The 14,069-nt window shown below is 45.5% G+C and carries 9 protein-coding genes; 5 read left to right on the forward strand and 4 right to left on the reverse strand.

Features of this window, described 5'->3' with window-relative positions; genetic code table 11:
- Positions 1-20 precede the first annotated feature (20 nt).
- Positions 21-1,487 (forward strand): sigma-54 dependent transcriptional regulator, encoded by a 1,467-nt coding sequence (locus G3R49_RS05050; protein ID WP_167868829.1) that lies wholly within the window; start codon positions 21-23, stop codon positions 1,485-1,487.
- Positions 1,488-1,496: 9 nt separating this feature from the next.
- A complete protein-coding gene (locus tag G3R49_RS05055; RefSeq protein ID WP_245335237.1) occupies positions 1,497-2,999 on the forward strand; it encodes a PAS domain-containing sensor histidine kinase in 1,503 nt (500 codons plus the stop codon).
- Between the two features lie 90 nt (positions 3,000-3,089).
- On the opposite strand, the gene G3R49_RS05060 is transcribed toward G3R49_RS05055, so the two are convergent.
- A complete protein-coding gene (locus G3R49_RS05060) occupies positions 3,090-4,586 on the reverse strand; it encodes a hypothetical protein (RefSeq protein ID WP_130597980.1) in 1,497 nt (498 codons plus the stop codon).
- A gap of 776 nt (positions 4,587-5,362) precedes the next feature.
- On the opposite strand from G3R49_RS05060, the gene G3R49_RS05065 reads away from it, so the two are divergent.
- Positions 5,363-5,746 carry an MAPEG family protein gene (locus tag G3R49_RS05065; RefSeq protein ID WP_167868830.1) on the forward strand — a complete coding sequence of 128 codons (384 nt, stop codon included), beginning with the start codon at positions 5,363-5,365 and terminating at the stop codon, positions 5,744-5,746.
- A gap of 35 nt (positions 5,747-5,781) precedes the next feature.
- Here G3R49_RS05065 and G3R49_RS05070 read toward each other — a convergent pair whose 3' ends face one another.
- Entirely contained in the window at positions 5,782-6,288 is a 507-nt protein-coding gene (locus G3R49_RS05070) for a YcxB family protein (RefSeq protein WP_167868831.1), read from the reverse strand.
- Between the two features lie 99 nt (positions 6,289-6,387).
- Complete coding sequence (gene glnD / locus G3R49_RS05075; RefSeq protein WP_167868832.1) at positions 6,388-9,069, reverse strand: [protein-PII] uridylyltransferase; 2,682 nt, start codon at positions 9,067-9,069, stop codon at positions 6,388-6,390.
- Between the two features lie 134 nt (positions 9,070-9,203).
- Here glnD and G3R49_RS05080 point away from each other — a divergent pair, with 134 nt between their 5' ends.
- Both G3R49_RS05080 and G3R49_RS05085 read left to right on the forward strand, forming a co-directional pair.
- Positions 9,204-9,914 carry a 16S rRNA pseudouridine(516) synthase gene (locus tag G3R49_RS05080; protein WP_167868833.1) on the forward strand — a complete coding sequence of 237 codons (711 nt, stop codon included), beginning with the start codon at positions 9,204-9,206 and terminating at the stop codon, positions 9,912-9,914.
- Between the two features lie 241 nt (positions 9,915-10,155).
- The gene (locus G3R49_RS05085) at positions 10,156-13,446 is read left to right on the forward strand and encodes a S41 family peptidase (RefSeq protein WP_167868834.1); all 3,291 of its coding nucleotides are present in this window, start codon (positions 10,156-10,158) and stop codon (positions 13,444-13,446) included.
- 106 nt (positions 13,447-13,552) lie between these two features.
- On the opposite strand, the gene G3R49_RS05090 is transcribed toward G3R49_RS05085, so the two are convergent.
- Complete coding sequence (locus tag G3R49_RS05090; RefSeq protein ID WP_167868835.1) at positions 13,553-13,990, reverse strand: OsmC family protein; 438 nt, start codon at positions 13,988-13,990, stop codon at positions 13,553-13,555.
- Positions 13,991-14,069 lie beyond the last annotated feature (79 nt).

Below are 14,069 nucleotides of genomic sequence, written 5' to 3' on the forward strand. Positions count from 1 at the left end.
AGGATAATTTACTGTTTTTTATGGATAGCATTTTAATCGTCGATGACAATCAGGCTATTTGCAGCGCGCTTTCTCTTATGCTGGAAATCCACGGCTACAAAACGCTAGTTTGTCATACTCCAGAGGATGCGATAAAGCTGGTTGCCGAGCAGGATATAAGCTTGGTGATTCAGGACATGAACTTTAGCCGTGACACCACCTCCGGCGAGGAAGGCAAGCGCTTGTTCTATACCTTGCGTGAGCAGCAAGCTCAGTTGCCTATCATCTTAATGACCGCCTGGACCCAATTAGAAACCGCCGTTGAGCTAGTTAAAGCTGGCGCGGCAGATTATATGGGCAAGCCATGGGATGATGCTAAGTTGCTCACTAGCATTAATAACCTGCTATCGATATATCATCTCTCTAAACAAAATCAGCAGCTGAGCCGAGTTGACTCAGAGCGCATGCAGGCGATTAGTCAGGCTAATTTGTGCGGCATTGTTTTCGGTAGCGGCGCTATGCAACGCTCAATTGATTTAGCGCTGCAAGTGGCAAAGTCTGATGTGTCAGTGATGATCACTGGGCCAAATGGCGCGGGTAAAGACAAGCTCGCCGACATTATTCAGGCAAACTCGCTGCTGCATGACAAACCCTTCATTAAGGTTAACATTGGCGCTTTGCCTGTCGATTTATTAGAGGCCGAGTTATTTGGTGCTGAAGCTGGTGCATTTACAGGCGCGACTAAAGTTAGGATTGGGCGATTTGAAGCGGCAGATGGCGGCACCTTGTTTCTTGATGAAATCGGTAATCTGCCGTTATCTGGGCAAATTAAACTATTAAGAGTGCTACAAACGGGAGAATTTGAACGTTTGGGCAGCCATCAAACGCGCAAAGTAAACGTGCGAGTGATTAGCGCAACCAATGCTGATCTTGCACAAGATATCAGTAACGGCAGTTTCCGCGAGGATTTGTTTTATCGCCTCAATGTAATTGAGCTAACACTCGCGCCGTTAAATCAGCGTGTGGATGATATTTTGCCGCTGGCTCAGCACTTTGTCGGCCAAGGTTATCGCTTTGATAAGCAAGCGCAGCAAGCCATGTTAGCTCATGCTTGGTCAGGCAATGTACGTGAACTTGAGAATGTGTGTAAGCGTGCAGTGTTGCTAGCGCAATCTGATTTAATTGGTGTTGCCGATTTAGGTCTTGAGCGCTTTGAGTCGCGGCCTGAACAGCATCTCGAGCAAACGGCTCAGCCAGCACAAGCTTCACAGCTTGATATAGCTCAATCAGTTAACTCTACTTCAGCGGTAAGCAACAATATCAGTGAACCAACAAACGTCAGCCCAGAGCTAGATAGAAGCGCAAATTATGAGCCAAGTAAGAGTGATATCGAAGCCGCGCTAATTGAGCATAATGGCGTGATCGCCAGAGTGGCAAAGTCACTCGGCTTGAGCCGTCAGGCGTTATATCGCCGTATGGAGAAGCACGCCCTTTCTAGTAAAAAATAAGTGAGCACAATGAGCGCGACAATCGATAAACCTGCGGCAAAATCAACTCCGAAAATGACATCCCGAGGCTTGCTTAGCCTCAGATATAAACTGGTACTTGGCAGCATGCTAAGCTGCGCTATTGCCGGTACAGTCGTGTGGCTATGTTGGCATTACTTAGCGCTTGATTCAGTTGTTTCAGCCGTGCTGCTTGGGCTTGGGATGTGTTTTTTATTAGTCATGTGGCTTACCCGTAAACTTGATGCCAGCTTGCAATCACTAGAGATTGGTTTGCTTAACCTTAAAGACAACGAATTTAGCGCAGCATTGCACACCTACGGCGAGCCACAGCTTGATGCGATTGCAAAGCTTTATAATCAGGCCGCTGCTAAGATGCGCGATGAGCGGCAATATATTTATCAGCGTGAATTAATGCTCGATAAAGTCATTCAAAACTCTCCCAATGTAATGATGCTGGTGGATGATCATCAGCGAATTTTATACGCCAATGACGCCGCGCGGCATTTATTTAATAAGGGCATTCGCATTGAGGGGATGGCGTTAACTGAGCTAATAGCCGATTTACCTCAAGGCCTGCGTCAGGTATTGGCGAGCGAGCAAGAAGGCTTGTTTACGGTGCATGCTGACGATGTTGGTGAAGTTGAAAATAGTGATGTTGATACAGACAACCTTAATGAAGCAGAACTTGAGCGCTGGCATATCTCCCGTGGTAGCTTTAATCAGAATAACCAGCAACATCACCTAATTTTACTTAAACAGCTCACCAAGGAGCTAAATCGACAAGAAGTGGCAGTGTGGAAAAAGGTTATCCGTATTATCAGCCATGAGCTTAACAACTCGGTAGCGCCGATCGCATCTATGGTCAATTCAGGACGCCTGCTGACTCAAGACCAGCAAAACAGTAAGCTGCAGTTAATATTCGATACCATCGAGAGCCGCACCTCGCACCTAAGTCAGTTTATTTCTCATTACGCTCAGTTTGCTAAGTTGCCGCTGCCAGATAGAAAGGTAGTGGATTGGACAGGTTTGGTTGCGCAGCTACAACAGCAGTATCGTTTTCGTTTATTAAGGCCGATTGTGCCAGAGCTTTTAGTTCCTGATGCCGCAAACAATGTGCATCAGTCTCAAGTCGGGCAAGATGCTAACGTATACCGGCAGGTGTTGTTAGACAGTGTGCAGCTTGAACAGGTATTGATAAACCTACTTAAAAACGCCCATGAATCTGGCTCAAACCCAGATGAAATCACGTTAGATATTCGTTACCTTGCACAGCCAATGCAAGGGGTGTTGATTACCCTTGATGATGCTGGCTCAGGGATGCCGAGTGAGGTATTAGCCCAAGCCTTGTTACCGTTTTATTCTACTAAACAATCAGGTACAGGTATTGGCTTGCCATTGTGCCGCGAGATAGTTGAAGCTCACGGCGGACATATCAGTATGAAAAATCGCGCAGAAGGTGGCTTGAGTGTCAGCCTATGGCTGCCAGTTGATGTGCACCAAGCTGTGAGTTAAACCAAACCCGATAAACCACCCGTAATAAAAAACGCCTGCATCGTCGCAGGCGTTTTTATATTACTAATCTAGCTTGATGTGCGTTGAACTTTAAAGGTAAATCACCTCTAGAGAAATCAGCATAGCGTCATCATCATCTGAGGCGAATTCCGCTCTAACCTCGTAGTCGTCATGGGTAACCATCAAGTTTTCAGCCCATACTTCTGCATTGGTTGGATACTGTCTCATCATCTCTTCTTTCGTTGCCGGAATATTGGCTTGTCTTAAGAAGTTCATAAAGTCCTGATCAGTTTCAACAGGGTAGTTAATACTTTCTGTGAGTCTGACTTGAGTGATTTCATGGTCGTCATGTTTCACTTGTAGGTACTTAGATAGTACCTCCCAGCTGCCGTCTTGAGAGTAGTTAATGATATTAGGTACGTAGCTAACGACAATATCTTCTAACTTTAAATCAGGCGCATTAAAGTTAGGCAATAGCAAATCATCAAGCAAAGTTTCATCAATTTGCGAGTAAATGATGTCACCTATATCTTGGTAGTAGTCGCGCGAGTGGAAGGTAAAGCCACTTAGTAGCACCTCTGGCTCGGTAGTGTTGTATGACGAGAACTCAGCAAAGTCGAGTTTCAGCAAGTTCTTTTGGTTCGATACAGTGAACTCGGTTTTAGACTGCTGTTTTAGATAGTTCAGCTTGCGGCGCACGTTAGGAACATCGTCCCTAAAGCCTGCTTTGTCATCGATTAGCCAGTTATTATCAAAGTCTTGATCGTACAAGATGATATTACGGCCAGTGTAGTTCAACAGTGAGCGTTCGCGGTAAGTGACTTTTTGCACTTTATCGTTTTCAAAAATCACCCATAAGTCGCGGCCATATAACCAAGCTTTAGTATCTCGGCCAAGGGTGAACTCTGCGCTAGCAGGTCCTAGTAGGTTACGAACGTATTTGGCTGAGTTGTTAATGTTGACGCCATAAGCGCCAGATAGTGTCACGTTTGAGCCTGAATTACGGTCAGCTTTAGCGGCTATCTTAGCTAACTCCAATTCGCTCAAAAGCTCTGACTTAAAGTTCCTTACGCCTGTATATCTAGGGGTGCTAGATGCGCGAGCTGCAGGCTTTGGCGCAGGCTTAGCTTTAGGCTGCGGCGAAGTTTGAGCTTGGGCTACACGGGTTTCAGGAATTGAAATACTGGCAGGCGACTTTTTCTTTGGCGTGCTAATTGAGCTTGGATTGGTGCGCTCAAAGGTAATCGGTCTGCGGCTTAGTTGATTATATGCGGTGCGAATCCCCGACAAGCTGCGGTCTTCATCACAATAGTCAATCAGATCTGCCGTGATGATCAGCTTATTGGTTTGAATTAGGTTGGTAATAATGACTGCATCAACGCGTTTATCTTTGGCGATAGTCCGCACCTGATGAAAACTGCTTTCAATCAATTTGTTCTTAGGAATATCCGCAAGTTGTTTCTCAACATAAATACCATCAATAACATTCGGGGAACAGCTTGGTAAATACTCAAGAATTGGCGGAAGTGATTTTGCAGATACAGGCAGACTGAAAAGTAGCACAGTTGCCGCTAGCAGTTTTTTCATTGTCGGGCGCATCCTTATTATTGTTTTTGGACGCAGGCGAGTAACAGTTAATTTTGAGCTTTAGTCATACATATTTGTTAGTACAACAGACAAAATGCTGATGTTACTTAGGTCATTAAAGCCAGCGCATCCATACTTTAGTATTGTTTTTAGGAGCTATTGAGCTCAAGCTTTAAGTTAACAAAGATTTAACAACAGTGTCAAAGGTCGTTTACAATAATTGCGAAGGATATTTGTATTTTACTGTTTGAAATTAATCACTAGAGAGTATATTCGCGTATACATGGAAGAGTGACTCGGCTCAATTGTAACAAGCTTGATGTTAATATTTTGTATCCTGCCTGACTTTGCAGGCGTATTTAAAACACAAGTTTAAGATGTAGATAGTCCGATTTGATGACTTTGGTTTAGCTTGCTACTAGCACTACTAATTATTGGATATAAAAAATCATACTAAAGCAGTAGGTTTCTGCTATGCGAGCGTTTAGCAGGTGAATACCTTAGTAGCCTAGCTGGGCGAGAACATGAACATTTCGCGCGTTATTTTATGAGATTAATGAGCTTTGAGTAAGCAAGCCTCTTTAGCAGGGATGCTAAAGCGGAGCCCCTAACGTAACCATAGGGGGGGATTTAACGGCGCCTTGCGCAATCAAAGTTCGTTAATCCTTAGTACATGGCAGATGATTAATCACTCATGCGCTTGCCCTAAGAACCCTAGCTTGCTAGGTGTTAACACCCTGCGAAGCTGATTGAATACACAAAAATAAGGAAATGTGATGACAACAATACTGGTTTGCCTGCTAATTGCGATGATACTGCCTTACCTGGCTAAAGCGCCGGTTGCCAAAGCCATGGCTGATTTACAAGGTTATGATAATGAGCACCCAAGATTACAGCAGGCAAAGTTAACTGGGTTTGGCGCAAGAGCATTAGCTGCACACGAGAATGCGTTTGAATCGCTAATTCTGTTTGCCATTGCCTGTTTGGTTGTGCTCGCGACCGACAAAGTTAATGACACTGCAGCAACGCTGGCAGTTGTTCACATTGTGGCTCGCTGTGTGTATCACATTTTCTATTTGGCAGGGAAAGGGACATTGCGCTCCCTATCATGGTTTGTAGCCATTGGCAGCGCAATTGGGATTTTTTGTCAGGCGTTTTAGCGAGTCTTTTAAAAAATATTAGCTTGTTGCAAGCTTTAGACTTTAGCTAGCTGTTCACGGACAAATTCAATACATTCTTCACTGAGTTCACGTTTAGAAAGATATTGTTTTTGCTGGTCAACTTGTAAGGTAAAACCCACTTCAGACTCAGTGTGGCTGGTGATTTGTTGCCAGCTGAGTTTGTGGTTAATAAAATCTGAATAGCTATGAATGCCTTGTTCATCAATGGTAAGGGTTAACGGGTTGCCAGCTGCTTTACTCATCATTTGACGCCACAGCCACCAGGTACGTTTAAACTTGATGCTAAACACCTCAACCACCGCTAGACCGATAAAGAAGTAACCCAGGTAATAGGTGTTTTGTACTAACTCATCACTGGCGAGGCTGGCGAATACTGTGATCAGTAATAAGCCTGCAATTGCAAAGCCTATGGCTTTATAAAACGGCTTTTTGCCAGTGGGTATACTGGCGGTTTGGTCAAAGCATTCGGCAAAATAGGCTTTATCTAGGGTGTAGCGGGCTTGGAAATGTGCTTGGCTCACTGTGGCTCTCTATCAATCTATGGCGACTGTGGCGTATTGTCGCATATCCAAGAGCACGGGCAAAATTTGCCCCAAACACAGAACTAGCACAGTCCAAGATTAAATTTCAAATTCGCCTACAGCAGCCTGCTCGTCATTAATTCTATTAATCAGCAAGTTAGATAATGCCTGTTGCTCACTCTGGTCAAGCTGCTGTCCTTGGCTGTTGGATACCAAAAACACGTTATCTGCGCGCTCACCCACGCTACTAATGGTCGCTGAGTGAATATTTAAGTCTAACTCTCTAAAGGCACTGGCGACTTTATCCATAAACTCGTGAGTGTCGAGTGCAGATACACTTATCAGGCTGCGGGTTGAGTGGCGCGAATACAGGAATTCAACGTTTGGCTGGTTATCAAAGCTTTGGTGTTGGCGTGATAAACGCTGCTTAGGCGGTTTGGCGTTATTGTCGAGCACGCTTTTAAGCTTGTTGATAATCAGCTCGCGGCGAGACTGACTGTCGATTGGCTTTTCATCAAAGTCGAGAATTTTGAATGACTCAACCACATAACCATCTTTCGTGCGCGAGATCTGCGCTTGTTTCACCGATATCTTCAACGCCGATAAGGTTTTGAATAACTTAACAAATAAACCTGCTCTATCTTGAGTGTACACAAACACATCGCTGCAGCCCTTAACCACTGTGTCATCGATGACAATCAAGGTGTCAAACGGGTTATCGGCATTTGGCAAATTGGCTTTGTGAGCGACTAATGCTTTGGAGTAACGGGCGATGTCGTCTGCTTCGGCATGGCTGAAAAACGAAATAGGTAATTGTTTCCAAACTTCTTTGACCGCCTGTGCGCCATTATCGTCTAGCTGCATTAAACCAAGGGCTTCTTGTTTATGCTCTCTGACAATGGTGCGCAGTTGCAGTACATTTTCGCCGCCGCTTCTCAGCACATTACGAGTGGCGAAATACAAGTCGCGAATTAACGCTGCTTTCCAGTCATTCCATAAATCGACATTAGTGGCCTGAATGTCGGCAATCGTCAGGCAGTAAAGCGCATCCAGCCGTGTTTGGGTACCGACTTGTTTAGCAAAACGCTGTACCACGTCAGGGTCGTAAATATCCATGCGCTGGGAGGTGACCGACATTAACAAGTGCTGCTCAACAAGCCAGCTGACCAATTGTTGCTGTGACTGCTTTAAGCCGTGATAACGGGCAAAGTGCAGCGCATCGACAGCGCCTAATTCGCTGTGATCGCCGCCGCGACCTTTGGCCAGGTCGTGAAATAAGGCACCAAACAACAAGCTCGATTTGTTCGACATCTTTTGATAAATCTCACTTGCTAGGCGTGTAGCTGAATCAACCGCTCCATCTGGTTTGGTGTGGGCATATCTAAGTACGTTCTGCACCACCTTGTGAGTGTGTTCATCGACCGTGTAAGCATGGAATAGGTCAAATTGCATTTGGCCTACGATTTGTCGCCATTGGGGTAAATAAGATGACAGAATACCGTGCTGATGCATTAAGGTGAGCGCTAAACCTAGGCCGCGATGATTGTTAAATATGGCAACGAATTTTTCACGGCATGCCTGAAAATCTTGCAAATCGGCCATTAAACGGCGCCGAACCTGCCTTAGTAATCGCAGAGCTTCAGGGGTAATACCAACGATTTGCTCATGGTGCTCAGCGATGAGTTCAAACAAAGCCAGAATTTGCGTGCGGTCAATAAATACATCGTCATGGCGCACGTGAATATGATTGTCGACTATTTCGAATTGCTCATTGAGCACCAGTGGTTCGGTATGGTTTTTTGGCAAAATCGCGCGCTCAAAATACGCCATAAGTAGCTGATTAAGCTCGCGGATGCGCTTCATTACTCTAAATAGCTGGCGCATCATTTTTTCAATGGCGATATTGCCGCCTTCACCTAAGGAAGAGCCTTCGCCAAAGCCCATCATTTTGGCGACATCGGCCTGATATTGCAGTAGTAAACGGTTTTCACTGCGCCCTGCAACTTGATGCAAAGCAAAGCGCACTCTAAATAAAATGTTCTGACACTCAATTAATTCGGCGTATTCGTCATTACTGAAAAAACCCTGACTACGTACACCATGCATATCAGCGGCGTTGAAGTGTTTGCGTGAAATCCAGGTCAGCGTTTGAATATCGCGAATGCCACCTGGACTATTTTTAAGGTTGGGTTCAATGCTATAAGCTGTGCCGCCCGCTTTTTGATGGCGCAATTGCTGCTCTTGGTGTTTTGCAGAAAAGAAGCTTTGGCTGCTCCAAAGCTTGTCGGCATACATGGCCTGTAGTACTTGTTGCTCGTGTTCACTATTGCCGCAAATATGGCGGATTTCTAAATGGCTGGTGGCAATGGTGATGTCATCTTTACAGGCGCTGAAGGTATCATTTAGTGAACGAACGCCATGACCTAGGTCGAGATTTAAGTCCCATAACGCGGTAAGAAATGCGCCGACTTTGTCGCCGTCTTCTGTACTTAACGCATTGCTATGGATGATGCAGATATCGATGTCTGAATAAGGGTGCAGTGTTTTGCGGCCATAACCGCCGACAGCATTGAGCGATAGGTTGTTTGAATCAAAACCTTGTTGCTGCCAAAGCAATGTTAGTAGCTGGTCAAAAAACTCGGCGCGTTTTAGTAGCGTTTCGTTAATTGAATAATCTAAAATGCACGCATGAAGCTGCTCATCGAGTGCTTTTATCGCATGTTTTAGCTCGCTGATGGTCATATCTGCGCGTAGCTGAGCGGCTTCTGGTAACGAAAACATATCTGTTGTATCAACCCCAATTTTTTCTGCAAACACTTTGACTTGAATAATTATGCATATATTTACAATTTGTTTACAACCTAAAATGTATAACTTAGATGAGTTTTGCATACGTATGGTTGAGGAATCAGTGAATGGCTAAGCGAGGCAGACTCGATAGTTTTGTTGCCAAACGGCTGCAAATTTCGAAAAAAGCGGTGCGTAATCTGCTGATTGAAAAACAATTATGGGTTGATGGTGAATTAGCCACTGGGCTTGATCAGCAAATCGATGAGTTTAGCCATATTGTGTGTGCTAGTGAGGTGTTGCAACAATTTACCCGCCGTTACTATTTACTGCATAAACCCGTTGGCGTAGTGAGTGCGACTAAAGATGATATTCATCCAACCGCGCTTAGTTTGCTGCCGATAAAAGAAAGTGAACAAGCAATGCTACATATTGCCGGTCGGCTCGACCTGAACTCTACTGGCGCACTTATCATAACCAATGATGCCAAATGGTCAGATGCATTAATGGCGCCCGAGCGCAAAGTCGCCAAAGAGTATCTGGTCACCTTAGGTAATCCAATTGATGCTAGCTATATTCAGCCCTTTTTAGATGGCATGTATTTCGGCTATGAAGACATTACCACCAAGCCCGCTGAGCTTGAGATAGTGTCAGATTATCAAGCTAAAGTGACACTGCGAGAGGGCAAGTATCATCAAATTAAGCGCATGTTTGGCCGCTTTCGTAACCCTGTGGTCGCGCTGCATCGCACTGCTATTGGCGAAATAAAACTGGCAGATTTGCCGCTAGGTGAGTATCGCGAGCTAATCCAGGCCGAGGTTGACTCGGTTAAGCGTTAATAGCTTTAAGGGGTTGTGCGATGTTATGGCTGCCACTCATGCGCCTCATTGAAGCAAGCCTCATTGACGCAAGTCTCAAGGGCAGCAAAGCCATTCGTCTTAAGCGGTGTAATCCAGCTTTTACATATTCTCTGAGTCTAGTATTAGCCCCGTTACTTCTTGAAACAATGTCTGCCTGACACTCAGGCGAATCTTTGCTAACGTGAGGGCACTTTAGTAACCCTTTCAAAGGCATATAACAATGAAACTACGCCAATCTGTTTTGAGTTGCTTGCTCGCACTCGGCACATTATCAAGCGCAGCTGTTGCGGTAGAGGCTGTCGCTGCAGAGAATAGTCAAAAAGGCTACTACCGTGCGCCAGCACTGCATGACACGACTGTAGTCTTTACCGCCGAAGGTGATTTGTGGAAGGCGAGCATCAACGCACAATCTGCCACACGCTTAACCACTCAAGTCACTGAAGAAATAGATGCCAGTATTTCCCATGATGGCCAATGGGTGGCTTACACCGCAGATTATGACGGCGTAAAAGAAGCTTATGTGATGCCTATTGCTGGCGGCGTTGCCAAGCGAGTTACGTTTGAGAACAGCCGAGTCACAGTGCAAGGTTGGACCGCAGACGGCAAGCTATTATATGCAACTGACCATGCTTTTACCCCAGCTAATTCATGGGCGCTTAAAATTGTCGACCCATCCGATTTAACCGTTACTGATATCCCGTTAGCTGACGCCGTTGAAGGCAGCCTTGATGATAAAGGTGAGTACATTTATTTCACCCAGTTTGGCCTGCAATTAAGTACCGACAATGCCAAGGTGTATCGCGGCGGCGCTAAAGGTGATATCTGGCGTTTTAAGCTTGGCAGCAAACAAGAGGCTGAAAAGCTAACTGGCGAGCATATCGGCACAGTGCGTCAACCAATGTACTGGAATGAAAGGGTTTACTTTATCTCTGACGCCTCAGGTAATGACAACATTTGGTCGATGAATCAGCGCGGTGGCGACTTTAAGCAGCACACTCAATTTGCAGACTGGCAAGTACGTGATGCCCAGCTAAATAATGGTCGCGTAGTATTCCAACAAGGCGCCGACATCAAATTATTCGACCTAGCCTCTCAGCAGTTAATCAATCTAGATATCGGCTTAACCTCTGATTTTAGCGAACGCCGCGCCAAGTGGGTCAATAACCCAATGGATTACGCCACTTCAATCAACTTTGCAGGAGAGGGCGATAAAGTAGCCATTACTGCCCGCAGCCACATAGCCATAACCAGTAACGAGTCAGGCCGCTTAGTTCAAGTGAGTGCGCCGCAAGATAGTCGTTTGCGTAATGGTGTGTTATCGAAAAATGGTGACTATGTTTATGCCATTAGCGATGCTTCTGGCGAGCAAGAAATTTGGCGCTTTGCCGCAGATGGTAGCAGTGATGCCAAACAATTAACCAAAGATGGCAACACCTTACGCACCGGATTACACCTGTCGCCAAACGGTAAGCTTATCGCCCATGAAGACTACCAGGGTAATGTGTGGTTGCTTGATTTAAGTGACAACAAAAACAAGAAAATTATCACTAATGGTGAAGGTCTTGGCGAATACCAAGATATTGTTTGGTCGCACGATAATCGCTACCTAGCACTGACCAAATCAGAAGTGGGTAAACAGCGCTCGCAAGTGGTGTTGTACTCGATATCTGATAACAAAGAAGTGCCGTTAACCACAGACAAATATGAATCTTTCTCGCCGACCTTTAGTCAGGACGGTCAATGGCTGTACTTCTTATCTAACCGCGAATTTAATGCTAACCCAACATCTCCTTGGGGTGACAGAAACATGGGGCCAATGTTTGATAAGCGCACCCAAGTGTTCGCGATTGCCCTCGATCCAAAAGCCAAGTTCCCGTTTGCTAAAGCCACTGAGCTAACTAAAGCGGCAAAGAAAGACGATAAAGATGACAAGCAAGCCAAGGTTAAAGTTGATTGGGACGACATCAACACTCGCTTATGGCAAGTGCCGGTCGATGCCGGTAACTACTCAAGCCTTAGCGCTGCCAAAGGTAAGCTTTACCTACTAGACCATCAAGCTGAATCAGCCAATTTGTTAGTGGTTAAGTTCAGCAATCGCGGCGCTAAAGCTGAAATCTTCAGTGAAGATGTTGCTGATTACCAACTGTCGAATGATGCTGACAAACTGATGCTAACCCGAGCATCAAACCCAAGTGAAATTCTGATTGTTGATGCTGGTGATAAACTGCCGGGCGACACTGCAGATGCCAAAGTGAATGTGAGTGACTGGCAGCTAAGCATCTCGCCAAAACTTGAGTGGCAACAAATGTTTGAAGATGCTTGGTTAATGCATCGCGACTCTTTCTATGACGCCAATATGCGCGGTCTGGATTGGGCCAAGACCAAGCAAAAATATCAGCCGTTACTCGATAGATTGACCGACCGTAACGAGCTTAATGACATCTTTAAGCAAATGATGGGCGAGCTTGATTCATTGCACTCACAAGTGCGCGGTGGTGATATCGCTAAAGACCCTAATCGTCCACAAGCTGCAGCTTTGGGTGCCAAGTTTGCTAACGTTAAAGGTGGTGTAAAGGTTGAGCATATTTACCAAACCGATCCTGAGCAGCCAAGTCATGCCGCACCTTTAGCCCGCGTAGGTGTGGATGTTCAAAATGGTGATGTGATCACCGCAATGAATGGCCAAAATGTGGCGAGCATTGCCGAGCTGACTAAGATGCTAAGCAATCAAGTGGGTAAACAAGTGCTGTTAACCCTTAAGCGTGGTCGCAATGAGCATCAAACCGTGGTTGAGCCGTATTCATCACGCGATGATTTATATATGCGTTATCACGATTGGGTATTCCAAAACGCTGAAAAAGTGACTGAAGAATCCAAAGGTGAGTTTGGTTACTTGCATCTTTACTCCATGGTGTCTAACGACATCGAGAGCTTTGCTCGTGAGTTTTACACTCACTATGACAAGCCGGGTTTGATTATCGACGTACGCCGTAACCGCGGTGGCAACATTGATAGCTGGATTATAGAGAAGTTATTGCGCCGTAGCTGGATGTTCTGGCAGCCAACTCGTGGCAGCAGCTGGGGTAACATGCAGCAAACCTTCCGCGGCCACCTGGTCGTGTTAACCGACCAAATGACCTATTCAGATGGCGAGACCTTCTCGGCAGGTATTAAATCACTTGGTTTAGCACCATTGATTGGTAAGCAAACTGCGGGCGCGGGAGTGTGGTTATCTGGTCGCAACGCGGTTACTGATAATGGTATGGCGCGCGTCGCTGAGTACCCACAATACTCGCTAGATGGCACTTGGGTAGTTGAAGGTCATGGTGTTGAGCCTGACATTGAAGTCGATAACCTGCCGTACGCGACATACCAAGGTGGCGATGCGCAGCTTGATGCAGCAATTCAATATCTTAAAGATGAAGTGCAAAAGCAGCCAATCTTGCCGTTTGAAGTCAAACCTATGCCAGTAAACGGCCCTGCAGCAGACGTTAAGCTAATTAAACAGTAAGCCTGCATATTAGCTAGCTAAACCGCTTACAAACAAAAGCCCACCTAAATTATTTTAGGTGGGCTTTTTAGTGTCTAGCTAGCTTCGTGAGAGATTAGCTAACAAGCTAGTAGTTAATCTCAACCTCGCAGGCGAGAGAATTTGCAATAAAGCAGTTCGCGTGGGCTTTTTGATGAATTTTATCAATCACTTCAGGGCTAACTTCAACACCATCGGCGAATACCACTTCTGGAAACAAACTCATTTTAGTCACAGCAATTTTGCCGCTGGCGTTTTTACCCAGTTCAGCTTTGGCGTTATCGACATAGCTGGCAACCGGTAAGCGCTTTAAGTGGGCAATGGCTAAGAAGGTTAGCATGTGGCAAGAAGATAACGCCGCTAATAAGTTCTCTTCTGGATTAATCTTGTCTTCGCTGCCCTTGTACTCAGGGGCTGATGAGGCCTGAATAACCTGACCACTGCCAAACTCAATTTGATGGTCGCGATTGAACTCACCTTCGTCTGCTGGCGATGTTTGCCAGTTAACAGTTAAATTAAATCCCATTACTTGCTCCAAGGTGCCAATACTGGCAGGGAGTGGAAAAATGAATCCAGAGTTTACAAGAAAATTTAGCCAGTATGTA

Origin of the sequence: Shewanella sp. WXL01 (genome assembly GCF_012263345.1) — a bacterium.
In the GTDB taxonomy this organism is placed as follows: domain Bacteria; phylum Pseudomonadota; class Gammaproteobacteria; order Enterobacterales; family Shewanellaceae; genus Shewanella; species Shewanella maritima.

Excerpts from the sequence above, each read along its gene's own strand:
- G3R49_RS05090 (WP_167868835.1), bottom strand. The coding sequence starts at position 13,990 with ATGGGATTTAATTTAACTGTTAACTGGCAAACATCGCCAGCAGACGAA.
- G3R49_RS05055 (WP_245335237.1), top strand. The coding sequence starts at position 1,497 with ATGAGCGCGACAATCGATAAACCTGCGGCAAAATCAACTCCGAAAATG.
- G3R49_RS05080 (WP_167868833.1), top strand. The coding sequence starts at position 9,204 with ATGGCTAAGCGAGGCAGACTCGATAGTTTTGTTGCCAAACGGCTGCAA.
- G3R49_RS05065 (WP_167868830.1), top strand. The coding sequence starts at position 5,363 with ATGACAACAATACTGGTTTGCCTGCTAATTGCGATGATACTGCCTTAC.
- G3R49_RS05050 (WP_167868829.1), top strand. The coding sequence starts at position 21 with ATGGATAGCATTTTAATCGTCGATGACAATCAGGCTATTTGCAGCGCG.
- glnD (WP_167868832.1), bottom strand. The coding sequence starts at position 9,069 with ATGTTTTCGTTACCAGAAGCCGCTCAGCTACGCGCAGATATGACCATC.
- G3R49_RS05085 (WP_167868834.1), top strand. The coding sequence starts at position 10,156 with ATGAAACTACGCCAATCTGTTTTGAGTTGCTTGCTCGCACTCGGCACA.
- G3R49_RS05060 (WP_130597980.1), bottom strand. The coding sequence starts at position 4,586 with ATGAAAAAACTGCTAGCGGCAACTGTGCTACTTTTCAGTCTGCCTGTA.